Annotated in this window: 21 protein-coding genes; 12 read left to right on the plus strand and 9 right to left on the minus strand. The window is 45.5% G+C overall.

The features are described from left to right. Nucleotides 1-29: 29 nt before the first annotated feature. Nucleotides 30-926: a DMT family transporter gene (locus LYZ37_RS21365; protein WP_272787523.1), complete on the plus strand. Its 897-nt coding sequence runs from the start codon at nucleotides 30-32 to the stop codon at nucleotides 924-926. Nucleotides 927-936: 10 nt separating this feature from the next. Here the strand turns inward: LYZ37_RS21365 and LYZ37_RS21370 are convergent, their stop codons facing one another. Then, a complete protein-coding gene (locus tag LYZ37_RS21370) occupies nucleotides 937-1,398 on the minus strand; it encodes a GNAT family N-acetyltransferase (protein WP_272787524.1) in 462 nt (153 codons plus the stop codon). 284 nt (nucleotides 1,399-1,682) lie between these two features. On the opposite strand from LYZ37_RS21370, the gene LYZ37_RS21375 reads away from it, so the two are divergent. From LYZ37_RS21375 to LYZ37_RS21390, 4 genes are all read left to right on the plus strand, one after another. After that, nucleotides 1,683-3,116, plus strand: a complete 1,434-nt coding sequence (locus LYZ37_RS21375) for a methyl-accepting chemotaxis protein (protein WP_272787525.1) — start codon at nucleotides 1,683-1,685, stop codon at nucleotides 3,114-3,116. Between the two features lie 124 nt (nucleotides 3,117-3,240). Continuing rightward, nucleotides 3,241-3,576 (plus strand): hypothetical protein, encoded by a 336-nt coding sequence (locus LYZ37_RS21380; protein ID WP_171320070.1) that lies wholly within the window; start codon nucleotides 3,241-3,243, stop codon nucleotides 3,574-3,576. Nucleotides 3,577-3,784: 208 nt separating this feature from the next. Then, nucleotides 3,785-4,213 carry an acyl-CoA thioesterase gene (locus tag LYZ37_RS21385; RefSeq protein ID WP_272787526.1) on the plus strand — a complete coding sequence of 143 codons (429 nt, stop codon included), beginning with the start codon at nucleotides 3,785-3,787 and terminating at the stop codon, nucleotides 4,211-4,213. 102 nt (nucleotides 4,214-4,315) lie between these two features. After that, nucleotides 4,316-5,020, plus strand: a complete 705-nt coding sequence (locus LYZ37_RS21390; RefSeq protein WP_171320072.1) for a DUF445 domain-containing protein — start codon at nucleotides 4,316-4,318, stop codon at nucleotides 5,018-5,020. A gap of 41 nt (nucleotides 5,021-5,061) precedes the next feature. Here LYZ37_RS21390 and LYZ37_RS21395 read toward each other — a convergent pair whose 3' ends face one another. The 6 genes from LYZ37_RS21395 to LYZ37_RS21420 form a co-directional block, all read right to left on the minus strand. After that, entirely contained in the window at nucleotides 5,062-5,538 is a 477-nt protein-coding gene (locus tag LYZ37_RS21395) for an Lrp/AsnC family transcriptional regulator (RefSeq protein ID WP_004744557.1), read from the minus strand. Nucleotides 5,539-5,637: 99 nt separating this feature from the next. Then, a complete protein-coding gene (locus LYZ37_RS21400; protein ID WP_004749665.1) occupies nucleotides 5,638-5,871 on the minus strand; it encodes a hypothetical protein in 234 nt (77 codons plus the stop codon). 180 nt (nucleotides 5,872-6,051) lie between these two features. Beyond that, on the minus strand, nucleotides 6,052-7,539 hold the full coding sequence (putP, locus tag LYZ37_RS21405; RefSeq protein WP_272787527.1) for a sodium/proline symporter PutP: 1,488 nt from the start codon (nucleotides 7,537-7,539) through the stop codon (nucleotides 6,052-6,054). Between the two features lie 70 nt (nucleotides 7,540-7,609). Further along, nucleotides 7,610-8,308 (minus strand): 1-pyrroline-5-carboxylate dehydrogenase, encoded by a 699-nt coding sequence (locus LYZ37_RS21410; RefSeq protein ID WP_272787528.1) that lies wholly within the window; start codon nucleotides 8,306-8,308, stop codon nucleotides 7,610-7,612. A gap of 23 nt (nucleotides 8,309-8,331) precedes the next feature. Next, nucleotides 8,332-11,451, minus strand: coding sequence for a bifunctional proline dehydrogenase/L-glutamate gamma-semialdehyde dehydrogenase PutA (putA, locus tag LYZ37_RS21415; protein ID WP_272787529.1), 3,120 nt, complete (start codon nucleotides 11,449-11,451; stop codon nucleotides 8,332-8,334). Between the two features lie 187 nt (nucleotides 11,452-11,638). Beyond that, nucleotides 11,639-12,454, minus strand: a complete 816-nt coding sequence (locus LYZ37_RS21420; RefSeq protein WP_272787530.1) for an AraC family transcriptional regulator — start codon at nucleotides 12,452-12,454, stop codon at nucleotides 11,639-11,641. A 495-nt stretch (nucleotides 12,455-12,949) separates the two neighbouring features. Here LYZ37_RS21420 and LYZ37_RS21425 point away from each other — a divergent pair, with 495 nt between their 5' ends. From LYZ37_RS21425 to LYZ37_RS21435, 3 genes are all read left to right on the plus strand, one after another. Further along, complete coding sequence (locus tag LYZ37_RS21425; RefSeq protein ID WP_069668435.1) at nucleotides 12,950-14,047, plus strand: PEGA domain-containing protein; 1,098 nt, start codon at nucleotides 12,950-12,952, stop codon at nucleotides 14,045-14,047. A 142-nt stretch (nucleotides 14,048-14,189) separates the two neighbouring features. Beyond that, nucleotides 14,190-16,010 carry an SUMF1/EgtB/PvdO family nonheme iron enzyme gene (locus LYZ37_RS21430; RefSeq protein ID WP_272787531.1) on the plus strand — a complete coding sequence of 607 codons (1,821 nt, stop codon included), beginning with the start codon at nucleotides 14,190-14,192 and terminating at the stop codon, nucleotides 16,008-16,010. A 265-nt stretch (nucleotides 16,011-16,275) separates the two neighbouring features. Further along, nucleotides 16,276-16,989 (plus strand): helix-turn-helix transcriptional regulator, encoded by a 714-nt coding sequence (locus tag LYZ37_RS21435; protein WP_272787532.1) that lies wholly within the window; start codon nucleotides 16,276-16,278, stop codon nucleotides 16,987-16,989. A gap of 13 nt (nucleotides 16,990-17,002) precedes the next feature. Here LYZ37_RS21435 and pdxH read toward each other — a convergent pair whose 3' ends face one another. Beyond that, on the minus strand, nucleotides 17,003-17,638 hold the full coding sequence (gene pdxH / locus LYZ37_RS21440; RefSeq protein ID WP_004745800.1) for a pyridoxamine 5'-phosphate oxidase: 636 nt from the start codon (nucleotides 17,636-17,638) through the stop codon (nucleotides 17,003-17,005). Between the two features lie 211 nt (nucleotides 17,639-17,849). Between pdxH and LYZ37_RS21445 the strand changes: the two genes are divergently transcribed. Genes LYZ37_RS21445 through LYZ37_RS21460 form a run of 4 tightly spaced genes read left to right on the plus strand, consistent with a single transcriptional unit; the run spans nucleotide 17,850 to nucleotide 24,004 of the window. Continuing rightward, the gene (locus LYZ37_RS21445; RefSeq protein ID WP_272787533.1) at nucleotides 17,850-19,241 is read left to right on the plus strand and encodes an HlyD family type I secretion periplasmic adaptor subunit; all 1,392 of its coding nucleotides are present in this window, start codon (nucleotides 17,850-17,852) and stop codon (nucleotides 19,239-19,241) included. A 46-nt stretch (nucleotides 19,242-19,287) separates the two neighbouring features. Then, on the plus strand, nucleotides 19,288-19,956 hold the full coding sequence (locus LYZ37_RS21450; RefSeq protein ID WP_239854825.1) for a transglutaminase-like cysteine peptidase: 669 nt from the start codon (nucleotides 19,288-19,290) through the stop codon (nucleotides 19,954-19,956). A 5-nt stretch (nucleotides 19,957-19,961) separates the two neighbouring features. Continuing rightward, on the plus strand, nucleotides 19,962-21,872 hold the full coding sequence (locus LYZ37_RS21455; RefSeq protein WP_272787534.1) for a bifunctional diguanylate cyclase/phosphodiesterase: 1,911 nt from the start codon (nucleotides 19,962-19,964) through the stop codon (nucleotides 21,870-21,872). Between the two features lie 17 nt (nucleotides 21,873-21,889). Next, on the plus strand, nucleotides 21,890-24,004 hold the full coding sequence (locus LYZ37_RS21460; protein WP_272787535.1) for a type I secretion system permease/ATPase: 2,115 nt from the start codon (nucleotides 21,890-21,892) through the stop codon (nucleotides 24,002-24,004). An 83-nt stretch (nucleotides 24,005-24,087) separates the two neighbouring features. Here LYZ37_RS21460 and LYZ37_RS21465 read toward each other — a convergent pair whose 3' ends face one another. After that, nucleotides 24,088-26,625 (minus strand): glycosyl hydrolase family 18 protein, encoded by a 2,538-nt coding sequence (locus LYZ37_RS21465; RefSeq protein ID WP_272787536.1) that lies wholly within the window; start codon nucleotides 26,623-26,625, stop codon nucleotides 24,088-24,090. Nucleotides 26,626-26,712 lie beyond the last annotated feature (87 nt).

The raw sequence follows: 26,712 nt of genomic DNA on the forward strand, positions 1-26,712 counted from the left end.
TTGGCGTAACAAATAAGAAGGGAATAATAATGAGTACAGCAAGCTTTCTTCGCTTAATCTGCCTAGCCGCTATATGGGGTGGCTCGTTTCTATTTATGCGTATCGCCGCGAATACCTTCGGCCCTGCTTTTTTGATTGAGTTTAGGGTTGGGTTCGCTGCGATCAGTTTGCTTCTTGTTTCACTGTATTTAAAACGTAAGCTCGCATTTCGCAGTAATTTCAAACACTTTATGATCATCGGGCTGTTCAACACCGCATTACCCTTTATGCTGTTTGCCTATGCAGCGCAAACACTAAACGCCTCGACCTTATCGGTATTAAATTCAACTGCAGCTATATGGGGTGCGCTGATTGGTATCTTTTGGCACAAAGCGATTCTTACTGCGAAGGCCAGTCTAGGCATGTTGATCGGGGTTGCTGGGGTGATCACCTTAGTCGGTGTCGATGCAATCAACATCGGCCTTGATGCTGCCCTACCAATATTTGCAGGTGTAATGGCAGCGTTCAGTTATGGCATCGCAACAAACTATACGAAGACGGCACCGAAAATTGCGGCGTTCGATAACGCCCACGGTAATATGTGGGCAGCCGTGTTAATTATATTGCCCCTACTGCCTTTCATGCCTATGAGAGGTGAACCTAGCCAACAAGAGATGCTGTCGGTTATTGCGCTTGGAGTCTTGTGTACTGGCGCAGCCTATTTACTTTACTTCAAGTTGGTTGCTGATGAAGGTGCCGCTTCGGCTCTATCTGTCACTTTCTTGATTCCTGTATTTGGTATTTTGTGGGGAACACTGATCTTAGATGAGCCGATAGGCTGGAACACTATCGTTGGCACCACTTTGGTGCTAAGTGGCACCATGATGGTGACCGGGTTTTCACCTCGACAGATGTTCCAACGCCCAAAAACGGTTGAACAGAGTTAGTGGGCTTGCGCTAACTATGAAGTTCTAACGTCATAAATTGACTGTTTGGATCTAACGTGTAGTCACCAAATGGCTCACAGTAGTGAAAGCCGTACTTCTCATAAAGGGCTCTTGCGGGAGCAAAAAATCCCATTGAGCCCGTTTCCAGACTGACTCTAGTAAAGCCCTCATGCCGCGCAAAGTCCAATGCGTGCTGAAGCAAAAACGAAGCAACACCCTGATTTCTCGCAGCACTTGAAGTGCGCATTGACTTGATTTCAACATGATTAGCGTCTAAACGTTTAATCGCGGCACAACCCATAAGCTTATCTGCTTTCCATCCACTCCAAAATGTTACGCTCTCATCTTGCAGCGAGCTCACATCCAACGCATGCACACTTTCAGGAGGAGATGTCGCATTCATATCGGCAAGGTGCTCTTCTAACAACTTAAGAATTGCTGGGTGGTCTAACTGACCGGTTTTTATTTCCATGATTACTCCACTCATCATCGTTGCTAGTCGCTACAGCAAGAATCAAGCCCACATAAAAACACTCTCGAAACTCGACTCACTCATCAGTGAGTCTATTGTTTGATTGGGATAATTACCCAGCAAAAATCGATCATCATCACATAACTGGAATAAACACAAATTATGATTACAAATTAGTGCGACAAGAGACTCATAATTCTTCACCTCAGACCGATAAATTTATAAACATACTTTTACAAAATGACAGATAAGCCATTTGGTATTGACGGTGTAGGAATCCTGATATGAAAGAAGTTGAATTTCGAACGATAGACCGCTTGTTTATCAAGATGTCCATCAATGACAAGATGTGGGTATTATTTGCCTTGTTCCTAATTGCAGTAGCAGCGATTGCGGGTGGCAGATATTACCAAGAGACAAATGCATTAGAGCAGCAAACAATTCAGGCGGCAGAGCACCAACTTAAAGGGATATTAAGCGTTGGCTCTGCAGAGAGTATTTTGCAACTGCCAAACGTCTCAGCGACGAGTTCGATAAACAAACCTCAATACAATGATGGTATCGCAACAGTGACCGCGCAGGCTCCAAGCGGTCAAGCCTATCAACTTGTGCTCAACAACAAGAGCCTAGTACAAGCAGCGAAGTCACAAGCACTAACCAGTTTTGCATTAAGCTTCCTTTGGGTGATTCCGTTTGCCATTTTCTGTTATTGGGTGGCCACTTTCCTCGGTGGTGCGCTTTGGGTGCTATACACGACAACGCAACGTATTGGTGAAGGGGATTTAACCTCACGCTTAGGTTTCCATCCTGGGCGAGACGAATTCGGTACGATAGGCTGCGCGCTTGATAAAGCGATGGATACTCTAACCGAACTGGTTGTTACTGTGAAAGAGAATGCGACGACCTTAAGTGAGACTTCATCCTCTTTTGAACAAGAGATGAAACTAAGTGAAACCCAAATTAGCCAGCAATACGCGTCATTAGATTCCGTTGCCACAGCGATGGAAGAGATGACGGCGTCCGCTAAAGAGGTGTCTAACATTTCTCAGCAAGCCACTTCGCAAACAGAGAACGATGCCCAGCATATCGAACAGAGTCACACTCGTGTTCAGTCAGCGATCAGCGAAATCTCTCGACTCTCCGATTACATTGGTAAAGCTTCTGAGTCAGTGGCAAGCCTGACGGAAAATACCACTCAGATTAATGAGGTGATTACCACCATTAACGCGATTTCTGAGCAGACCAACCTTCTAGCACTTAATGCAGCAATTGAAGCGGCACGTGCGGGTGAGCAAGGTCGCGGGTTTGCGGTTGTGGCCGACGAAGTTCGCACCCTGGCTAGCCGTACCCAATCTGCAACAGTTGAAATTCAATCCATGATTGAAAAGCTGCAATCTGAGACTCGCAGTATTGCGTCTATTACGGAACAAACTGTTAGCCAAGCGCAAACCAGCAGTGACTTAGTCGCGGATATCGGCAATGACGTACAGTCTATTTCTGAATCGGCGCGCTCTCTGATGGATATGAGCATTCAAATCTCAACCTCGGCGGAAGAACAAAGCGCTGTAGCAAACGATATAGCGACAGAGCTGAGTGATATACGCACACAATCCAACACCATCCGAAATGTAGCTGAGCAATCCTCTGCAGGTGTCGCTAACCTAACGCAGGCTTCGGTTTCGCTCGCCGACATATTGAAAAGCTATCGAACCCAATAATCGGTGTTCAATAATAAATAAAGGGCTTCAATGCCCTTTATTTTTGCCTCAATAAAACTCTCAGCTAACTTCGACTCCCTTACCTATACTTAACTTAACTTTTTGGTGGGATAAGGACGGCGAAATGAGCACTTTATTACTGTATGTGCTGCTGTTGACCAACCCAAGCTCAGCGCAACACTCTTCATCACTTCCTCTAAAATGTAAGCTACTACATACCGAAGACTCTTTTTGGTTCTATAAGGAGCAACTCGTTTACGAAAGCGAACAATTTATCTTGTTGCAAAACTTCAAAGGTAGAACCGTCACTCAAGTGGACATGAAAACAGGCGAACTCATACGGACAACCTACATCGGAGAGCCGTACGACCCTAAATACCAGATTTTGCTCGGAAAGTGCCTAGATGTCAGTCATACCCTAAAAATGTGGCGACTTGATGATGTGCCATATGATAACTAGAGAGCTGGAGAACTGGAGAACTGGAGAACTGGAGAACTGGAGAACTGGAGAACTGGAGAACTGGAGAACTGGAGATTTGCATCATTTGACTTAAATGAGTCAAGTATATTTGGTGTAAAATCTTTTCCGATCACAATTTGATAACATCAGTAACACTTTATTCTCTGTTCGATTTAGACTATTTGCTCGACATCAATGGAGAATGAAGATGGAAGATCTACTGGCCGACTACCCTATCGTCACTGAAGTACCAGTTGCTTGGGGTGAAATGGATGCCCTTCAACACGTTAATAACGCGGTTTATTTTCGCTACTTCGAAACAGCACGTCTGGACTATTTCAAAAAAATCGAACTACTGGTCGATCTCAAGACACATCATATTGGACCTGTACTAGGGCACACCGACTGTCGCTATAAAATACCTGTGACCTACCCTGATACCTTGCTGATTGGCTCAAGAGTATCAGAGCTAAAAGATGACCGTTTTACAATGGAATACCTTGTCGTAAGCAAAAAAGTCGGCAAAGTAACCACCGTTGGAACCGCCACTTGCGTTATGTTCGATTTTAAGAACCAGACCAAAGCGACAATTCCAGAGCACATCAAGCAAGCGATTGTTGCCACGGAAGAGAAATAACACTGAATTTAGCGGGTCGTTTATCTTGGCAAATCAGTGTCACTCAAGGATCGAGTTGTTATATACTGCGCTCCATTGTCAGTTAATCACCCAATTTTCTCCATGAACAAAAGTTTACTTACCAACATCATCGCGCTCGCACTCCTAGCCGGAGGCCATCAGGCGGGTAATCAAGTCGCTTTTTATGCCGGTTTATTCGCTTTCTCAGGCGCTATCACCAACTGGTTAGCCATTCACATGTTGTTCGAGAAAGTGCCCGGCTTGTATGGCTCCGGTGTGATTCCTGCTCGTTTCGAAGAGTTTAAAGCAGCGATTAAGAACCTGATGATGGAACAGTTTTTCACTCAGGAAAACATCGATAAATTTTTGAGCAAAGAATTAGCTGGAGGTAAGTCGCTTAACCTTGAGCCAGTGATCGAAAAGATCGACTTTAACCCGACATTCGACTCACTGGTTGACGTCATTGCGAACTCTCAGTTTGGCGGGATGCTGGCGATGTTTGGCGGTACAGAAGCCCTTCAGCCAATGAAGCAGCCGTTTGTCGATAAGATGAAAGAAGCCATTGTGGATATGAGCCAAAGTGACACCATCAAAGAGGCTTTGAAAGAGCAGTTTGAAGCGCCTGCAATGATGGATGAAATACGAACCAACGTGGAAAACATTATCGATCAGCGCCTAAGCGAGCTAACGCCTAAACTCGTCAAAGAGATGGTGCAAAAGATGATTAAAGAGCACTTAGGCTGGCTGGTTGTCTGGGGCGGTGTCTTTGGTGGACTGATTGGTGTGGCGTCATCATTTGTCGCGTAAGACACAGTTAGATTCAATAAGGGAAGCGTCGCTTCCCTTTTTTATAGCTTAGAAATCAGATCTGCATTGACGCCGAAACTTGTCTTATGCTCTTCAATCACCACTTCACTGCGGGTTTGGATCACACCAGGTAACGTGCCAAGTTTCGTCGACATAAAGTTTTGATAAGCCTTCATATCTTTAACTCTCACCTTAATCATGGTGTCAAAATCCCCAGATAGAGAGTAACACTCCTCAATCTCAGGCATATCGGCAACGGCTTGGGCGAATTTTTCAAATATAGAGAAGCTCGTTTGATCCAATCTGATATGAATAAAGACCTGAACGTCCAAACCCAGTTTTTCAGGGTTTAATTCGGCGTGATAGCCAGTGATATAACCTTCTTTTTCTAAACGTTTTACACGGTCGGAGCAGGGAGAAGTAGTGAGGTTTACTTGCTTAGCAAGTTCAACAATAGGTAGCCGACCTTTGAGGTTCAAGGCGCGAAGAATTTCTCGGTCGATTCGATCTAAATCCATTTATCGCTCATAGTAAGTGACAACAACGTACCGCTATTTTAAGCCAAAAGCGTTACGGCACTGATACCTAGGCGAAGTTGGGATAAAGTTTTTGTGAAGTTATGCGATTTTCACATCTGAAAAAGTTTCTTGCGAGGTAATCACTTCAGACTGGCTGTTACAAACTCGGCAAAAAGCCTGTTTTTCCATTTTGACATAGTGCGCACCTTGGAACAGAGTCGAAAAGAAACACGCCATACTTTTTACTACCGAATCATGTTGAACTTCGCAACGTTTCATCACGATCTTATGTGCTGTGCTTTTTCCGCAGCAGTGGCAGTGCATATGTGGCATTTTCTTCTCTCCTTAAAAATGTTCGCGCTATTGATAATCGACACATTGTGGAAGCGAGAGTTCATTTAATTCAAACATTAGTTTAGAAAACGTGAGGCAAGTTCAATAAATAGCCAAATAAACTGCTTCTATACGAAAAAAGCCCCGAACTTCGGGGCTTATTGTCAAAAGAAGCGCGAACTAGTCAAGTTCAGTCAGCTGCTTCTTAAATTTAGCGTGCTGTGCTTTCACCGACTCTTCTGGTTCACCTGTCATTAGGCTAATAGCGATAATCGCGATAGCAGAGAAGATAATTCCCGGTACGATTTCGTACACATCGAACCAACCGCCTGATAGCTGTTTCCATACTACGATGGTAATACCACCAACAAGAATACCTGCTAGCGCGCCATTGCGGTTCATGCGTTCCCAGTACAAGCTAAGTACAAGAGCAGGACCAAATGCAGCACCAAAACCAGCCCAAGCGTAAGAAACCAAACCAAGTACAGAGCTGTCAGGTGTCATAGCAAGAACAAGTGCTACAACCGAGATACCGATTACAGCAACACGGCCAACCATGACGATTTCTTCAGAGCTCGCATCTTTCTTAAATACTTGCTTGTAGAAGTCTTCCGCTAGAGCAGACGACGAAACCAGTAGTTGTGAATCCGCGGTACTCATTACAGCCGCGAGAATCGCAGCAAGTAAGATACCTGCAATCACAGGGTGGAATAGCGAGTTAACCAGCAACATGAAGATTTTCTCGCCGTCATCAACACTCACACCAGAGTTAGTGACATACACAAGACCAACTAGACCAACGAGCATTGCACCAACCATAGATAGCGCGGTCCAAATTACTGCAATTCGACGTGCAGTTGTTAGATCTTTATTTGAGCGAGATGCTTTGAAACGCGCAAGGATATGAGGCTGACCAAAGTAACCTAAACCCCAAGCAACAAGCGAGATAATCGCGATTGCTGAAAGTGGCTCACCTTTTGAATCACCCCACAGTGTCAGCAGTTCAGGGTTGATCGCAGCTAAGTCGCTACCTAACTGACCAAAACCACCGTCCATCGCTGCAATTGGTACAATTAATAGCGCCGCTGCCATCAGTAGACCTTGAACCAAGTCAGTCCAAGATACCGCAAGGAAACCACCAAATAGCGTGTAAGAAACAACACACACTGTGCCGATGATAACTGCCGTTGTGTAATCTAAACCAAATACTGTCTCAAACAATTTACCGCCAGCTACCAAGCCTGAGCTTGTGTAGAAAAGGAAGAATAAAAGAATGAAGAAAGCAGAAATTACCTGAATCAGTTTTGAATTATCGTTGAAACGACGAGATAGGAATTCTGGTAGTGTTAGCGCATCGGTCGTAATACTGTACGTACGTAGACGTTTTGCGTTAATTAGCCAGTTCAACCAAGTACCTACAAGTAGACCACCTGCTAGCCAGAACGCTTCGATACCCGCTGCATAAGCATAGCCTGGCAGACCAAGTAGAAGCCAACCACTCATATCAGAAGCACCTGCTGACAATGCCGCTGGCCAAGGGCCTAGTGAGCGGCCACCCAAGAAGTAATCGCTTGAGCTTTTCGTTCGCTGGTAAGCGATAACACCAATGGCCAGCATTAGTATCAGATACGCAATAAACGTGGTTGTAATAGCAAAGCTATTTTCCATGTGATTTGTCCTCTTTTAAAAGATCGCCTTCCCTGAATGCCCCCGCTAAACGAGGGCAAATCAATGAAGATTAGTGGGTTTCGCTTCCTAGTTCGAGCAAGGTCGCGTTACCACCCACTGCTGTTATATTTATTGTTCTAGTGCGCTCAGTAATAAAACGAAGCGCTAGATGGGGATCGTGTGCCACCGATAGGCTCACAAAATCCGTTTCAGACGTCAGGCTTACAATCGCACCTGAACGTTTGGCGAGTTGTCGGTTGATTGTCCTTTCAACCTCAGTGTTGCCAACATAACCAATACTGCGTACATCCGATTCCAGCAGTTGATGATAGGCATCAAGCGCAGCAAACTGTACTAGGTTAGTCGGCAACGAAGACTGCAGGTAAGCAGCTTCTAATGATTGGCATAGTTCAGCATCATCACTGCATAAGATGATGCTGTTACCGGCGATAAGTGCTGCGCTGATTTGCGCTACTACCGCTAGCTTTGCCTCCTCTCGTGTATCGTCCTGAATCACAAGAGCTACACCACGACCTGCGGTGTACAATTCGTTGGTTTCACCTGTTGGACCAACCAACTGATGCGTCTCAGCAAGCAGTGCTGAAGCCTGTTCAATATGGTAAGAAACAACAGAAGCCAACTCAGGCTGAACTTGTTGTAAAGCCTGTTTAAAAGCGAGCAAACACTCACTCTTAGAATCAAAATTAGTTAAGTTCCAGTTTTCCCATGCAGAGAAAGCGTCAGAAAAACGAGTTACTTGATGAACCATGATTATTCTCCTTGCTCACTCAATTAAGAAAATTGTGTTTGGGTAAAACGGTACAGGTAGTGTGGACCGCCAGCTTTCGGACCCGTACCAGATAAACCTTGACCGCCAAACGGCTGAACACCAACCACAGCACCAACTTGATCTCGGTTGATGTAACAGTTACCTACGCGAGCGTGCTTTTCGATCCAGCGATAGGTCGTTTCGTTACGGCTATGAATGCCCATCGTCAAGCCAAACCCAGTGGTATTGATCTGGTCAACAACCTGGTGCAACTCACTCGCTTTGAAGCGAACGATATGCAAGATAGGACCAAACTGCTCTTCTTCAAGACAAGAGATATCACCAATTTCAAAAGCAGTAGGAGCAACAAAGTCTCCGTGTTCATGCTCTTCAGACAACGCAAGTTGAGCGACTTTCTTTTCACTGCTGCTCATTCGCTCAATGTGCTGAAGCAGTTTCGTTTTAGCCGTCTTATCAATCACTGGGCCAACATCAGTCGAATGCAGATAAGGCTTACCTACGCTCAGTTCTTGCATCGCACCTTGAATAAGGGCGACGATTCGATCGGCGATATCTTCCTGAACATAGAGAACGCGCAATGCACTACAGCGCTGACCCGCAGAAGCGAAAGCAGAACGAATAACATCACGAACCACTTGCTCTGGTAGCGCTGTACTATCGACGATCATCGCATTTTGACCGCCAGTTTCAGCGATAAATGGTACTGGCGCTGCATCACGTTCTGCCAGGGTTTGGTTGATTCGCTGCGCGGTCGCGGTTGAGCCTGTAAACGCGACACCTGCGATTGCAGAGTGCGAGGTCAATGCTGAGCCAATTTCTGCGCCACGGCCAGGAAGGAGTTGGATTGTGCCTGCCGGGAAACCTGCATCTAACATGAGTTCTACAGCGCGAGCTGCGATTAGGCTAGTTTGCTCCGCAGGCTTAGCAACCACTGTGTTCCCAGAAACAAGCGCTGCGGTAATTTGTCCAAGGAAAATCGCCAACGGGAAGTTCCAAGGGCTAATACAAACAAAGACACCACGTCCTTGACGAGTAACAACGCGACTTTGACCATCAAAGCCTTTCACTGCGAGTTCGCCAAGTGCATCGACTTGTTTAGCGTAGTAACGACAGAAGTCTACCGCTTCACGAACTTCATCAATGCTGTCATGAATCGTCTTACCTGCCTCTTGATGACAGATAGCAACCAGTTCTGCTAAGTGCTCTTCAAGTAGGTCGGCTAAAGTATCCAGTTTTTCAGCACGTAGAGATTTTGGACTCGATTGCCATGCACTAAATGCTTGCTCTGCACCTTCAATGGCAGCGGAAACATGATCAAGGGTAGCAAAAGCCACCTGACCGACATGGATACGTCTGTCGTAAGGCGCTGTTACTGATTCAGTGTTGATGTTTTCCTTGATCATGCTTTCGGCAAGGAACTCGCCATTAATGATCGGCCCAGCCGTCCAGTTTTTGTTCAAGAAGCTTTCTACTTCATGCTCAAACGGCTTAGCTTCACTTTCAATATCAACGTTGACGCCAAGTGAGTTCTTGCGCTCAGGGAACACGTCAGTTGGCAGTGGAATACTGGTATTATTTAGCGTTTCAAACGCATTTAGCATATCAACTGGATGCTGGGTCAACGTCTCTACAGGACAGCGTGCATCGACCAATCTATGTACGAAAGAGCTATTAGCGCCGTTTTCTAGTAATCGACGTACCAAGTAAGGAAGCAGATCTTTATGGCTACCAACGGGCGCATAAATACGAACTGACTGTTGGTAGGCTTCCATCGCGTGGTTGTATAGAGAATCTCCCATACCGTGCAGACGTTGGAATTCAAAATCTTTATGCTCTGCCATGACGGCAATTGAAGTCACAGTCTGAGCATTGTGGCTAGCAAACTGTGGGAAAATATTGCCACGCACATTGTCGCTCAGTAGGAAGCGCGCGCAAGCTAGATAAGCTACGTCTGTCGCTTCTTTACGAGTATAAACTGGATAGTTAGTGTAACCCGCTTGTTGTGACCACTTGATTTCACTATCCCAGTAAGCACCTTTTACAAGGCGAAGTGGAATCAAGTCACCCTGTTCTTTTGCTAGACCATTGATCCAAACTAGCACAGGCAAAGCACGTTTCGAGTAGGCTTGAATCACCAGGCCAAACTTACCCCAACCTTTAACAAGTTCGCTGCGATACACTTTTTCAAACAGTTTTAGAGAGAGCTCAAGTCGGTCTGCTTCTTCCGCATCAATGGTAATTGCAACATCAAGCTCAACCGCACGGCGAAGTAACTGCTGCAGCGTGTCATAGAGTTCAGTCAGTACGCGCTCTTCATTGGCAACTTCGTATCTTGGATGAAGGGCAGATAACTTGATCGATACCGATGGCGCTGGGCTAGTATCCAATCCGTAATTGTCACGCCCTACGGCTTCAATCGCCATGAGGTAATCTTTAAAGTACTTGTTAGCGTCAGCGGTTGTTAGTGCCGCCTCACCTAACATGTCATAAGAATAGGTGAAGCCTTTGTCGCGCATTGGGCGACCATTTTTTTGCGCCTCTGCAATGCTGCGTCCAAGTACAAATTGGTGCCCCATCACTTTCATCGCCTGATGCATCGCTTTACGGATCACAGGCTCTGACATTTTGTTCACTAGACGGTTAACCGCACTCACTGGGCTCTGAGATTCGTTTTCAGAAAGACCAACTACTTTGCCTGTCAACATTAATCCCCATGTCGAGGCGTTAACAAACACAGAGTCTGAATTCTTAAGGTGAGATTTCCAATCCGCAACAGTCAATTTGTCTCGAATCAGTGCGTCAGCCGTTGCTGAATCTGGGATACGCATCAACGCTTCTGCCAAACACATCAGCAAGATACCTTCTTGCGTATCAAGGCTGTATTCAAGCAGTAGAGCATCGATCATCTGAATCGACTTTTTATCCGCTCGTATCGCTTCAATAAGTTGGGTCGTCTTAACCGCAGTTTGTTCTTTTTCGCCATCGCTTGGCATTGCTAATGGCAACAATTGATTAAGCCATTGTGATTCATCCACCATGTATAGTGGAGAGATCAACGACCAAAGCTTGTTAAGCGGTTGCTCAACAAACTCAGCATTTAACACGTCAGTCGCTGTAAACATGCGTTTTCCTCAATCTCACACCTGAAATCAGTTCAGGTTTCCTACAATGGCTTGCAGTGTATTTTGAGCCCGAGAAGATTACTTGTCAAAAACTCCGAGTTTTTTGCTAAAAACTCTGATTATTAACAAAACAAATACAGAGTCACATGCAAATAAGCAAAATAATATATGGTTAAAGTTATCTTATTTAACCAAATTGTTTCTTGTACAGAGACGGCGACATGCCTTGTAGGCGAGAAAAAGTGTGTGTGAAGGCACTTTGGCCGGAGAATCCGGTAAATTCGGCCACTTGACCTAGAGTGAGATGACCCTGCTCTATCAACTGCTTAGCCATATCGATGCGTTTGCCCAATACGTATTGATGGGGAGTGATGCCCATTTGCTCTTTAAACAACGAATGAAACTGGCTCTCGCCAAGGAACACACTGCCAGCAAGCTGCGTGACGGAGATTTTTTGACTTAGGTGTTGCTCGATATAACGGTCGATCGCCTCTAAATCAAAACGCGAATCTCGTCGAACACTGGCAAACGCAGACATGTGACGCTGCAACAGCGCAACAACCGTATCGTTACAGGCTCGGCTTAGCAGAAGGTCATCTGGGCTAGACTGCATTTCCGCCACCAGCATCTGAATCAACTTTTGAATCTGGCTATCGAGCTGAAAGTAGGTATCCTTTTGATTGAGGTCGTTCAGCCTTTGTAACAACAAAGGATCATCGTCTTTAGGCAACGGCATATTGAGCACTAAGATATCCGATTGCTCCAATACGCTACCAAAAGCATGACCCGTCCCGGAAGTCACCACACAGCCTTGGCCGGGCCCCACCAAATTACCGTAGCCACTGACTTCGAACTCCGCTTTTCCTTTCAATCCAATCACCACTTGCGTGTAATTATGGTCATGACATTCCATGTAAGATGGCAAAGTGACCAATTGCGCAGGCAAAGGCGACAAATCTTTGGCAGCTGATGGTTTGTTTTCTGACTTAAAGGGTGAAGACATAGCAGTACACTAGTGTATTTGGTGGCGGAATCTTCATGGTATACCAAAAGTGATTCAACTCGAAATTCCTATTGATAATTTATCAAATAGGTTGCATTTTGCTCAGTTAGACTCGTCTCTGACTCGGTTTCCAGTTGTTGAAAAAATCGTCATTCATCCTACTGGAAGAATGATCAAGTGCACATAAATTACGGCTTATGTCACTTCTATCCATTTTACCTCTAATCGATCAAGATTCTTTACTTGCATATTTCTTCAATGCGCCCAAAATGGATTAGGTAATGGATAAGTTTATCTCGATTTATGATAAGCTTAGGTCAGGCTCTCTAGAAATGGAGAGGAATAAATGGAAGAAATAGACCTTTGCAAGGCACCTTAGCAATGGACTGTCAAAAGTTTGTCTTTTTCCTATTTTAAGGTACATATCGATTCGAACATGTACTGGGTTTAAATATTTTACTTTGGTAATTTAAACGTTAATTGTTGCAGGGACTTATGATCATACGTCGCATCCCAGCGCTTTTGCTTGCGCTAAGCCCTCTTTGGGTTTCGACTTCGATTTTTGCAGATGAAAATGTACAGGCTGATCCTGTCGCTGAAATCGAGAGTAAATTAGAAAATAAAGAAGCGGAAATGGGTACTATGGCTACAGAGTTCGACTCTGAAGCTGAACGCCTCCAACAACTTCAGAATGATAAGAGTAAACTTAAGCGTAGCGAGCAAGAGCTCAACGCTAAGCGTAATCGAACCAAGTCGGCACTGGACAAACAGTATAACCGTCTTTTAGATGATCCAGACATCGACTTAGTTTCTTTCCAGAAGGCCTATCAGGACGCATGGTCTGAAGTGAAAGAAAACCAGTCTTCATTGCTTGAGAACCAGCAAGCTATCACAGAAAGTGAAATGCGCCTTTCGCAAATTAAGCAGAAACAGGCTCGACTCAACTCTGAGCTTTCTTATCTGCAAGAGCAGAAAGTGGAAGCACGTGTGAAGCGTATTGCCGCAGAACTACGTGAAAGTGATGTGCTAGAAACGAGCTTCAAAACGACCTGTTCTTCGACCATGACATTGGGTGAATGTACTAGCCAAGGCCAATACCTAACTAAGCAAAAAGCGGTAAAAGCGTTTAAAGCGAAGTTAATGGATCGCTTAACTGAATCGAACCTAGCCAAGCAAAATGCCAAAGGTGTTCAGCTAAACGTCCACGTTCAGGAAAGCCAAATCATCCGTTCTGGTTTCGAGGGTAACAACAGTTACTTCACGCAAATGCAGTCTCAACTTCAAGCTCGACCAGAAGCTTCAGCGGCATGTAAGCTGCTCAATGTTTCTTCTCGCTACTGCTTGAAAGGCGAGCAAGCAGCAAAAACCAAAAAGAACGATAAGAACTGGGTAAACGTAACCGTCCGTTCTGATCAGTACGATGATGCAGTTGTTATCAACGGTATCAATTACGGTAGCACTCCAGTAGAAGTGGTTCTTCCACGTGGTCAGCACCAAGTCACCGTATCGAAAAGTGGGTACGAAACCTACAACCGCGAAATCAGTGTGAATGCAAATGACACGGTTTGGGTTAAGCTACGTCCGAGTGGATAACGCTTGAAATTCATACTGAATTCACAAGATTGAGCTAAAAACGCCATTTTGATCCTAAGTTATTAAAGGATAACTTAAGACAAAGTGGCGTTTTCGTTTAAAATAAGCCAATTAATCAATAATTAGATGTAGAAGAAAGACAATGCGCCCAGGTTTACCAGCCCTTTTGTTAGCATTATCTCCGTGTTTGCTTCTCTCTCCTGTGGTAGCAGAAGAAGCGCCGAAGACATTGGTTCAGATTGATGACCAACTCTTCACTACACACGATGAGTTAAAAGCTGCGCTACAAGCGAAAGAACAGCAGCAAGCGCTGCTAGATAGCAAGAAATCAGAATTGGACTCTCTTGAACTAAAGGCTAAGTCTTTGGATAACGCGTTCTCTAACGCCAAAAGTAAACTAGAGAATGCTTACCAACGCATGATTGACGATCCAAACATTGATCTTGCTGCATCACAAACAGCTTACCAAGATGCGTGGTCGGCGGTTAAACAGAACCAAAAAGCACGTTTGTCGACAGAGCAAGAGCTGGTAGAAATACGTAATGTCTTTGCAACTCGCCAAACTGAGCTTGAAGCCATTGAACAAAAGATCGCTAGTTTAGACGAAGATAAAATCCGCGCGAGAGTCGAGCAGCTTAGGACTGAACTGAAACAACCACAGCAGATTTCCGTTAGCTTTACTAATCGATGCCAACCTTCGCTCACGCTTTCACAATGTGATCAGCAAACTAAAGAGCTTGCTCTGCAAAAAGCGGTAAAACAATTCAGATCTGAAATTGCCGAACAAACCAGCGAAAGCGCTCTGGTCAAGCGCAATATCAATGACACACCTCTTAACATCCATGTGATTAAGCACGTGACGAAACAAGCGGGTTTCTACGATGGTGTTCGTTATCGCACTATCATGGATGTAGAACTGGAATCACGCCCTAAAGCGAAAGCAGCATGTGATTTGCTACAAGTAGGCACTCAGTACTGTTTCGCACCTGGCACGTCACGAGAGCTACAAGCCGACCAAGAAATGGCATGGGTAACACTTGCAGTACGTTCTAATCAGTTCAACGACAGTGTGTATATCGATGGCGTTTCCTACGGTAGTACACCCGTTGAGATTATGCTGCCTATCGGTCTTCACGACATTACCGTACAAAAAGAAGGCTACAAAGCCTTTACCCAGCAAGTCTCAGTGAAGTCTGACACTGCCATTCGAGCGGTTCTGAAAGAAAAGTCGAACCCACTTCGAGCAGGCAGTAAGTTTGCTGACGGTATGGCAAATGATGGTCAAGCACCTGAGATGATTGCTGTTTTACAAGGAAAATACTTCACGGGAGAAAACGCCTCGAAACAAGTATTCCTTGATCATGCTTTCGGCATTGGCGCGACTCCTGTAACGGTCAGTCAGTTTGCTACCTTTGTTGAGCACACCAATTACCAAACAGATGCAGAGCTTAAAAACACCTGTACTGCACTTGTGAATGGGGAAGTCACTCCCGTATCTAAAGCTAGCTGGCGTGATCCTGGCTTTAAGCAGTATCCGAACTCCCCTGTGGTTTGTGTTAGCCAGAACGATGCTAAGTCGTATGCAAATTGGCTACGCAAGCAGACAGGCGCTGCTTATCGTCTACCGACAGAAGAAGAGTGGGAAGTCGCTGCTCGCGCTGGTAGCCAAGATAAATATTGGTGGGGCGACGCCTTCGTATCAGGTGAAGCCAATACCGGTTGGAGTGGTACTCCGTGGTCTAATACGAGCACATCGCCAGTCAGTGCCTTTAAACCAAACCAACTTGGTCTCTATGATGTAGTGGGCAACGTTTGGCAATGGACAAGCAGCCCTAAAGGTATCGCAAAAGGTGGCGCTTGGAACTTCTCCCCAGAAATGGCGGCTTCTGATAAGCAACTATTCTTATCTACCTTTGAAGCGGCAAACTACCTTGGGTTCCGTGTCGTCCGAGACATAAACTAACCAGTCGAAAAGGGGGGATTTCCCCCCTTTTTTATTACTATCAAAGAGATATGATAACTAACGAGTCAGGTTGTATTACCTAACTTAGTATCTATTGATACGTCTATACTCAGTGAACCACTGAGTTCATAGAACCTCTTCTACACGTCGACAAGATTATTTCTTGTGTTTGCCAGTCATCGTACGATGCCTGGCATTTTTTATCGTACAGAATATTCAAATCTGATATGATATTCGTTCTGTTTTATAAGATTTATATTGATAAGTGAACGAACAACAAGCCTCTCTATTCAATCAACTCCCCGGCTTTTGGGGCTGTAAAGACCTCAATTCTGTTTTTGTTTACGCCAACGATGCCTACGCTAAGCTTATCGGCTTTACACAGTCGAGTCAGTGTATTGGTTTGTCGGATAGCCAAATGCCAAGCCCAACCTCCCGCTGTGCTGCTGATTTCGTACGCCAAGACCGATATGTCATAGAGAACAAGGCACAGCTTAAGATCTTAGATATCCACCCCTACCCCGATGGTAGCTGGCGTGCGCACATATTCACTAAGACTCCTTGGCTAGATGACAGTGGGCAAGTACAAGGCACCATATTTTATGGGCAAGAGTTGTCGAACACAGCAATTTTAGAAGTTAGCCACTGGATATGTCGGGCGACTGGGCTAACATCGAATGAAACGTTAGCTGGTGATACCCCGCCAACCAGTACCTTAAGCAGTAAATTGACTTCAAGAGAATCTGAAGCACTGTTTCTTTTGTTGTATGGTAAAAAGCCAAGCTATATCGCTAAAATAATGAAGATCTCAATCAAGACATTAGAAAGCTATGTCGTTAGGCTTAGACACAAATTTGGCGCTCACTCTAAGGCTCACCTGATCGATCTAGCGCTTGAGCAAGGCTACGGGTCTTACATCCCAGAAACCTTGTTAAAAACTCAGATTTCCGTTGCTCTTAATGCAGAAAACGCCGCGTAATGCGGCGTTTTGACTATGGAGCAAGGCGATCAATATGCCACGCTTCGTGATCTTTAGAGAATAAGAAACGGTCATGAAGTCGATGCTCGCCTCCTTGCCAGAACTCGATGCTTTCTGGCCTAATGCGATAACCTCCCCAGAAACTTGGTACTGGGATTTCACCTGCTTCAAACTTCTTTTTAAGCTCTAGGAACTTACCTTCTAAAACCCCACGTGCTGAAATGCGGCTGCTTTGTTTGCTGGCAATCGCGGCAAGCTGGCTGGATTTAGGTCTTGAAGAGAAGTACTTCATATTTTCGACCGCACTGAGTTTTTCGGCAACGCCAGTAATATGGACTTGTCTTTCTAGCGGGTGCCAAGGGAAATGTAAGCTGACCTTAGCATTGTGCTCGATTTGTTGCGCCTTGCGACTACCTAGGTTGGTATAGAATATAAATCCTTGCTCATCGACGTTCTTTAGCAAGACGATTCGTTGGAACGGCTGACCTGTTTCATCCACCGTCGCCACTGTCATTGCTGTTGGATCTGTTAGCTTGGCATCAATCGCTTGTTTCAACCACAAATTGAATTGAGCAACAGGGTCTGACAACAAGTCTTTTCTTCGCAAACCACCTTTTGTGTATTCGCGACGAATATCATCAAGTTCCATCTTTTCTCCTCGGCGAAATTTTTTTGTCGATTGTGCGCTCTTAATGATAAGAACTCAAGCCCAAGGCAACGGATAACGCTACACTCTATAAAAACCATCGATTAAATCTAAGTTAACTATTTTACTAGGATAAATCTGACAGCAAATCCTTAACATTTCGGGTCATGAGTAATAAAATCAATAGAATAACTCTATATAATAAGGACTACCCATGAGTAAGAGCGGTTATGACAAGCTTACTCCAAACGAACTGGACTATGTCGACGACAAAACAGCGGCACTGCTACTAAACACACCGAATAGTGCGCGTGTGATGCTGTGGGTCATGGTGCTGTTTTTTGTGCTCGCCGCTTTATGGGCATCTTGGGCCGAAATCGACAAGGTCACGGTCGGTCAGGGCAAGGTCGTTCCTTCTTCTCAAATTCAAGTGGTACAAAACTTAGAAGGTGGTCTGGTCAAAGAGATCCTTGTCCGTGAAGGTCAAAAGGTTGAGAAAGGCCAGCAACTATTGCTAATTGACGATACGCGTTTCCGTTCCGATTACCGTGAGCGTGAACAACAGGTCGCTAACTTAACGGCGAGTGTTTTACAGCTCTCGGCTTCCATTACTAGTGTGGAGCTAAACGAAGATTTTGATGAAACCAACTGGCAAAAGAGTGTACTACTCAACTTTAATAAGTTGGCTTTCCCGCCAATTCTCGAAGAAACGCAACCTAATCTAGTCGCTCGTCAACGCGCTGAGTATCGTCAAGATTTAAATAATCTTCGTAACCAGATCTCGCTACTTGATCAACAGGTAAAGCAGAAACAACAAGATCTGGTTGAGATCCAAGCTCGTGTTAGAAACTTACGTGAGAGCTACCGCTTTGCAAATAAAGAGCTAGAGATTACTAAGCCGCTTGCTGAAGAAGGTGTCGTACCGAGAATCGAACTGCTCAAACTTCAGCGTCAGGTTAACGATACTCGCCGCGAAATGACTTCCAGCGAACTCAAGGTTCCTGTCCTTAAATCTGCCATTCGCGAAGCTATGCTCAGCCGCATTGATGCCGCGCAAAAGTTCCGCTCAGAGCAACAAGAGAAGCTAAACCAAGCACAGGACAAACTCTCTTCGCTTACAGAATCAACCGTGGGTTTAGAAGACCGAGTTAACAGAACCGTCGTTACCTCTCCTGTGACAGGAACGGTCAAAACTCTCAACGTCAATACGGTTGGTGGTGTTATCCAACCAGGTATGGATATTGTTGAGATTGTACCAAGCGAAGACACACTACTCGTTGAAGCCAAAATCGCGCCGCAAGATATCGCGTTTCTGCGCCCAGACCTTCACACTATCGTTAAATTTAGTGCTTATGACTTTACTAAATACGGTGGCTTAGAGGGTACGCTCGAACACATAAGTGCCGATACAACCACCGATGAAGAGGGTAATAGCTACTATCTTGTGCGAGTACGGACTAAAGAGACAAGTCTAGACAAAGACAACTCGCTACCGATTATTCCGGGGATGACCGCATCGGTCGATATCATTACCGGTAAGCGCACTATTTTAGAATATCTGCTTAAGCCAATTCTTAGCGCGCAGAACAATGCTCTAAAGGAATAGACTGCATGATCAATAAAGAGTCAGAGAAAACAATTTGAAAGTTCGCATGTTTGCCAACGGCCTGATTGCTTTTGCTGTACTGCTGTTAGCCACAACCACATCGTTTGCTCTTAACACCCAAGAGCAACGTTGGGTCGATGCTGTGCGAAAAACCTACGGCGATCGCGCCGGCCGCCGTGTCGAAACGTGGCGCAAGGAGATGGCGCAGTATAAATCGATCCCTGAACGGGATAAGCTGACCAAGGTAAATAACTTCTTCAATCAACTCAATTTCGTCAACGATATTCACCTATGGGGCAAAAACGATTACTGGGCGACGCCTTTGGAGTTCCTTGGCAGTAATGCAGGGGACTGTGAAGACTTCACCATCGCCAAGTATTTTTCCCTTCTTGAACTAGGTGTATCAGATAAAAAACTCCGCTTGGTGTATGTTAAAGCCATTGAATTAAATCAATTTCATATGGTTTTGGCCTATTACTCCAAGCCAAGTGCAGAACCGATTCTGCTCGACAACATCAACCCACAAATTAAACGTGCATCTAAACGCCGAGATTTACTACCTATCTACAGTTTTAACGGTAAGAATCTATGGCTGATGAAGTCGAAACAGGGACAACTTGCAGGGAAGTCTTCAAGGCTCAGCCTATGGAATGACCTCCGTGCGCGCGAGAAATCGCTCAAGCTAAATAAACCAGTAGTCAATTATGATGAGTAGGCAATATGACTTTATATAAACAACTTGTCGCAGGTATGATTGCGGTCATTTTGATGCTGTTAATCTCGGTGTTTATCATCGAATTTAACACCACTCGAAGTAACCTCATTCAACAGCAGCGCTCTGAGGTGAATAACACCATCAATACGGTCGGTCTCGCATTGGCCCCGTATCTAGAAAACAAGGACCAAGTTGCCGTGGAATCGGTCATCAATGCCTTGTTTGATGGCAGTAGCTATTCAGTGGTGCGTTTGATCTTCTTAGATACCGGAGACGAGATCCTACGCTCGTATCCAGTCAAGCCAAACAATGTGCCAAAATGGTTCACTCGCCTCAACCTGTTTGAAAAGATCCACGACCGACGCGTCGTGACGAGCGGATGGATGCAATTAGCCGAAGTCGAGATTGTCAGCCACCCTGGGGATGCCTACACCCAGCTATGGCTTGCATTTGAACGCTTAGTGATTGCTTTTTGTATTATCATGCTGCTTGGTTTGTTCTCTATCTCTTTCATCCTAAGACGCGCGCTTCGTCCTTTGCAGCTTATCGTAAACAAAATGGAGCAAGTCGCGAACAATCAGTTTGGCGAACCACTTCCACGACCGGCAACGCAAGACCTAATCTATGTTGTTGATGGCATTAACAGCATGTCCGCCCAACTTGAGAAATCCTTTAAAGCACAAGCAAAAGAAGCTCAGCAACTTCGTGAACGTGCCTACATTGATCCAGTGTCGCAACTTGGTAACCGTGCTTACTACATGAGTCAGCTTAACTCGTGGATTGGCGAAGGTGGTATTGGCGGCGTTGCAATACTCGAAGCAAGCTTCATTCGCGAACTCTATGAAGAAAAAGGTTATGAAGCGGGTGATGGTATGGTTCGAGAGCTCGCAGATCACTTGAAGGTGTCTATGTCATCGCCAGATGTCACTCTAGCGCGTATCTCTACAGAGGAATTTGGTTTTATCTTACCGAATGTCGATGATTCTGAGCTTAAGTTGATTGCCGAGAGCATTGTTACCTATGTGCAAGATATCAACGCCGATCCAACAGGAATGGCGACGGCAAACCTATCCCTAGGTGTGGTGTACAACAAGGCTTCGACAAGCTCGACAGAGCTGCTCACTATGCTTGATAACGCTTTGGCTAATGCCAAGTCGAACCCAGAACTTAACTACGGTTATGTGACTGGAGAAGACACTGACAACCTAATGGGTAAACAGCAGTGGAAAACCTTGGTGGAAGAAGCGATCAGTAATGATTGGTTTAGCTTCCGCTTTCAGGCTGCCAATAACAGTTGGGGGCAAGCTTATCATCGCGAAGTTTTCTCTGCGATTGAGAAAGATGGCGAACGCTACAGCGCAAATCAATACTTGTTTGCTCTAGAACAGCTTAATGCTAGCCACCTATTCGACGAATATGTGATTAAAGCGATTGTCGATCGACTAGAAGCAGGCGAATTTAGTGAGCCTGTTGCGATCAACATTGCGCAGAGCAGTATCTCTCAGCCAAGCTTTATCCGCTGGGTGACACAATTGCTAAACAAACATTCATCGGTTGCCTCACTGTTGCATTTTGAGATTCCTGAAAACTGCTTTATCAATTCACCACACCACACTGCCCTATTCTGTAATGCGGTACGCGGGGCAGGTGCAGATTTTGGTGTCGATAACTATGGGCGTAACTTCCAGTCTTTGGATTACATCAACGAGTTCCGTCCTGCTTATGTGAAGCTAGATTATCTCTACACTCACCACTTGGATGATGAGAAGCAGAAATTTACTCTGACCTCTATTTCGAGAACAGCGCATAACTTGGGTATCAAGACTATCGCTTCACGTGTCGAAACTCAAACTCAGTTAGATTTCTTATCTGAGCACTTTATTGAAGTCTTCCAAGGCTTCATCGTAGATAAATAATAAACAAAAGGTATAGCATGCAGGATCCGCTATTAAATTCACTTATCTACGTCAGTCGATACTACGGGTTAGCGAACTCTCCAGAGGCGCTAATTAATGGCTTGCCTCTGTCAGACGGTAAGCTGACACCCTTTCTCTTTCCACGTTCGGCAGAACGTGCGGGGTTGGTAGCAAAAGAGAACCGTTCTGCTCTCACTGAGATTTCACAGCTTGTATTACCCGTTGTGTTGATCTTAAAAAGCGGCGATGCCTGTGTTCTCAACAGCATTAATGACGACAAAACCGAAGCAGAAATCGTTACTGGCGAGTCAGGTTTAGTACCGATTTCACTCCCGATCGCCGAACTAGAGCAACTGTATATCGGTCGCTACTTCTTAGTAAAGAAACAGTTCCGCTACGATGAGCGCTCTCCGGAGGTACTTAAAACTCGTGAAGGGCACTGGTTCTGGGGTACGATTTGGCAATCGAAAAAGATCTACCGTGATGTTCTTATCGCTTCGATCTTAATCAACCTATTTGCCGTTGCTGCGCCGATGTTTACCCGCTTAGTGTATGACAAGGTTGTACCTAACTTGGCGTTTGAGACCTTGTGGGTATTAGCAAGCGGTATTTTCGTAATCTTCCTCTTCGACCTGACTCTCAAGCTGTTGCGTAGCTACTTTATTGATGTGGCGGGTAAGAAGTCAGACATACTGATTTCATCTAAGCTGTTTAGTAAAGTCATGGGGATTCGTATGGAAGCTCGCCCGGCTTCTGTCGGCGCATTTGCACGCCATCTTCAGGAATTTGAATCTATCCGCGAGTTCTTTACCTCTGCAACCATCGGCTCATTGATCGATTTGCCTTTTGCAATTCTGTTCTTAGTGCTGATTTGGTTAATGGCAGGTAACTTAGTCATCGTCCCTATCGTCGGTGTTTTGATTTTGGTGATTTACTCTGCCTTGATCCAAGGACCACTAAGACACACCATCGAAGAGGGTTCGCGTCTAGCGTCTCAGAAATACGCCAACCTTATTGAGAGTCTTTCAGGCCTTGAGACGGTCAAGCTTTTTGGCGCGCAAAGTCAGTTCCAATTCCGTTGGGAAGAAGCGGTTGCTCATATGGCGAACTGGAATATTAAGAGCCGCCGTATCACTGATGGTATCCAAAACACCGCGGGATTTGTTCAGCAAGCTTCTAACGTGGGTATGATTATTCTCGGTGTTTATCTGATTTCCGAAGGTGAACTGACCATGGGTGGACTTATCGCCGCAACAATGCTTAGTGGTCGTGCAATAGGCCCTATGGTTCAGCTCTCATTGCTTTCAACTCGCTACAACCAAGCAAAATCATCGATGACCATCATTGAACAAGTGATGTCGATGCCAGACGAACAAGAGGAAGGTAAACGCTATATTCACCGCCCAATTGTTCACGGTAAGATCGAGCTAGATAAGGTCACATTCCACTACCCTGACTCTCCGATTGCCTCTATTCGAGATTTAAGCCTGACGATTAACCCAGGTGAAAAAGTGGCTATTATTGGTCGTATTGGTTCAGGTAAAACAACCCTTGAGCGCTTGATCATGGGTTTATATAAGCCAACTGAGGGCCATGTCCGAATCGATGATACCGATATCGACCAATTGCATCATATTGATATCCGCAGAAATATCGGTTGTGTGCCGCAAGATAGTCAGCTCTTTTATGGCAGCATACGTGACAACATCACGCTAGGTCGTCCTCTTGCTGACGACAGAGACGTACTCGATGCAGCTAACCGAGCGGGTGTTACCGTGTTTACGCAGCAAGATCCTGCTGGATTGGAGCGCCAAGTGGGTGAAGGCGGTATGTTGCTCTCTGGTGGTCAACGTCAGGCGGTGGCTATTGCTCGCTCTTTACTGGGTCGTCCGCCCGTCTTACTTATGGATGAGCCAACCAGTGCGATGGATAACCGCTCTGAAATGCACATTAAGCAGCAGCTTTCGCAATTGAAGTCGAGTGAGACGCTTATTCTAATCACTCATAAAACATCAATGCTCGATGTGGTAGACCGCGTCATTGTGATGGAAAAAGGATGTGTGATTGCCGATGGTCCTAAGTCTGAAGTACTGACGAACCTCAAACAAGGCAAGGTTAGAGCAGTTAATTAGTTACTCAGTTCAAACCAATAAGAAAAGCCATTCGGAGAACCCGAATGGCTTTTTGTTAGAGTTTTACATTGTAGTGAATGGCATTAGTTAGTTGGGCAATTCGCCGCACCGACTTCTTTCCACACGCCCCATTGTCCAGACTGTGATGGATTATCACCTTGAGTCCACCATTTCGCTTCCCAAACTTTACCTGCCCAAGAAACTTGCTCACCGCCATTGTATACCGCTGTATCAACCCATAGATTGCTACATAGCTCTCCACCTGTTGACTTCTTAGCCACGACAACGGTCGCAGAAGCCGTTGACGTTGCTTTTCCATCACTCACGGTAACTGTGAAAGTTAGAGACGTATCGGCAGTGTACTCTGCTGCAGTAAAGCTCAAGTTAGAGCCATTGACTGTTGCCGTAAGACCTGCAGGCAGTGCCCAAGTGTATGTAAGTGGATCGTTGTCAGCATCCGTTGAAGCAGAGGCATCAACCACAACAACATCACCCGCATTAACATTTGCTGGCGCTGTTACCGCAGCTACCGGCGCTTGATTCACTGGCGGAACGTCTTTCGAGTTAACGGTAACCACAACCGTATCTGAAGCTGACGCACCTTCATTGTCTGTCACTGTAAGCTTGAAGCTAAGCGTTTCTGTCTGCGTGACTTCAGCCACAGCAAAGCTAGCGCTCGCCGTATTGGCTCCAGTAAGTGTCACAGGCGTTCCAGACACTTGTGTCCATTGATAGCTCGCAATCGTACCATCTGAGTCCGCTGAAGCACTGCCATCTAAAGTAACACTTGCAGGGCCAACAACAGTCACATCCGCACCAGCACTTGCTTGAGGCGCACGGTTTACTGGTGGACCACCAGCTAAACCTTCATGCATTGCATTAAGGATATCGCCGTTATCTGCATCAATCTCCCAAGAGAACAAGCCTGCAAGACCTAGATTACGAACATAAGCCCCTTTGGCTTTTACAGAACGGTCATCATCGAATGTGATCAGCTGACCTGTAGTACGGTTCCAAACCCAAGCGGCTTCAGCTTGTGCATCATAGCCATACTCAAAACCGTTAATGCCTGTGTTATTTGCCCCCAACATGTTCGCTTTCACACCTTTGTAGTCAATAACACCGTCTTCCCACACACCTTGAGCAGTTGAACCTTTAAGTTTGCCGTTACCGACACCTGTCATAGGATCGGTTGGATCCGATAGCGTATCAGGCGTTACACCTTCCCAGCCTCGACCATACATTGCTGCACCGAGTACTAGTTTGCTCGCAGGTACACCTTGTGCCAATAGAAGCTGAATACCATTGTCAGAGGTGTAAGCAGGGCCTTTATACGCTTCGCCGTTTTCGTCGACACCAGTGCCATCACATTGGCCCGGACGCATGAAGCTACCACAGTAAAGCGCAGTTTGGTGACCGACAACGTTATTCCAACCACCGTAGAAGTCGTAAGTCATTGCGAAAATGTAGTCCATGTACTGAACCGCATCTGCATAGTTCACATCTTCAATTTTGTCGTAACCAACACCAATGGCAGAGGTCAGTTCATAAGTTCTGCCTGTTGCGACTTCTAGCTCATCAAGCATTGCTCTGAGTTCTTGCATCAAGGCAACATAAGCTGGGCCATCATTTACTGGGTCGCCCAAGTTTGCCGCCGCACCGCCGCCACCTGGGAATTCCCAGTCAATATCAACACCATCATAGAACTTCCATGTGTTTAGGAATCGCTTAACAGAAGCGACAAAGGTGTCTCGGTTGGCTTTAGTGGTGAAGTCGAAAAATGGGTCAGATAATGTCCAGCCACCAATTGACGGAATAATTTTTAGGTTGGGATTATTTTTCTTAAGCGCCATCATCATCGCATAGTTCCCTTTTATCGGAGTGCTATGCTCATGGCCTGCTTGAAGAAAACTCTTCTGGTAGGCAGCCCACGGATCATGGATAACCACTTCATAATCAGGTACACCCTGACAAGCAGTCATCAATGCATTGTAGCTATTGCCGCCCACTGACTTAACCGACTCATTCGGTCCACAAATTGGGATAAAGCCGTATAGGATGTGAGTCAGATTATCGACCGGTAAGTTGTCGACCGTGTAATCGCGCCCATAAATACCCCACTCAACAAAGTAAGTACCCACAACCGTGTTTGGATCGGTGTTGTAGGATTTATTGTTCGGATCGATGTTCATCGCTAGCGGCCCTAGATGCGAGCCATCGGTATCTGCAACGGTCACCTCAACAGGGGCACTCGTGCTACAGCCGGTCGCATCACAAGCTTCAATGGTCATTTGATAAAGGCCGCCTTGACCATGTTTGAAGTTTGCTGTGGTTTGACTGCCAGTAATTGGGCCAGTTGCGACTTGCACACCATCAAAATAAACCTTGTAAGTGTCACCTGATGTGCCACTCCACTGGTTGAACTTAATGGTGATATCCGCCTCGTCGAAATACTTAACCATCTGGTTGTAACCAGACGTTGTCTCCATCGCCAACTGAATCTTAGAAAACTGAAGATTGTTGGAGCCATAAACATCAACACTTGGAGCCGTTGGTGCCGCTATTGTCGTGCCTGAGATCGCTAATACGATGCCCGCCGCGCACAATGTAATACGATTCATACCTATTTCTCTCATTCCTTGTATGTTCACTCTAAAATCAGAGCTAAATCTGCTCTTTAACGAATCAAAGAACATCACAACCAAGTA

Origin of the sequence: Vibrio tubiashii, assembly GCF_028551255.1 — a bacterium.
Classification (GTDB): Bacteria; Pseudomonadota; Gammaproteobacteria; order Enterobacterales; family Vibrionaceae; genus Vibrio; species Vibrio tubiashii_B.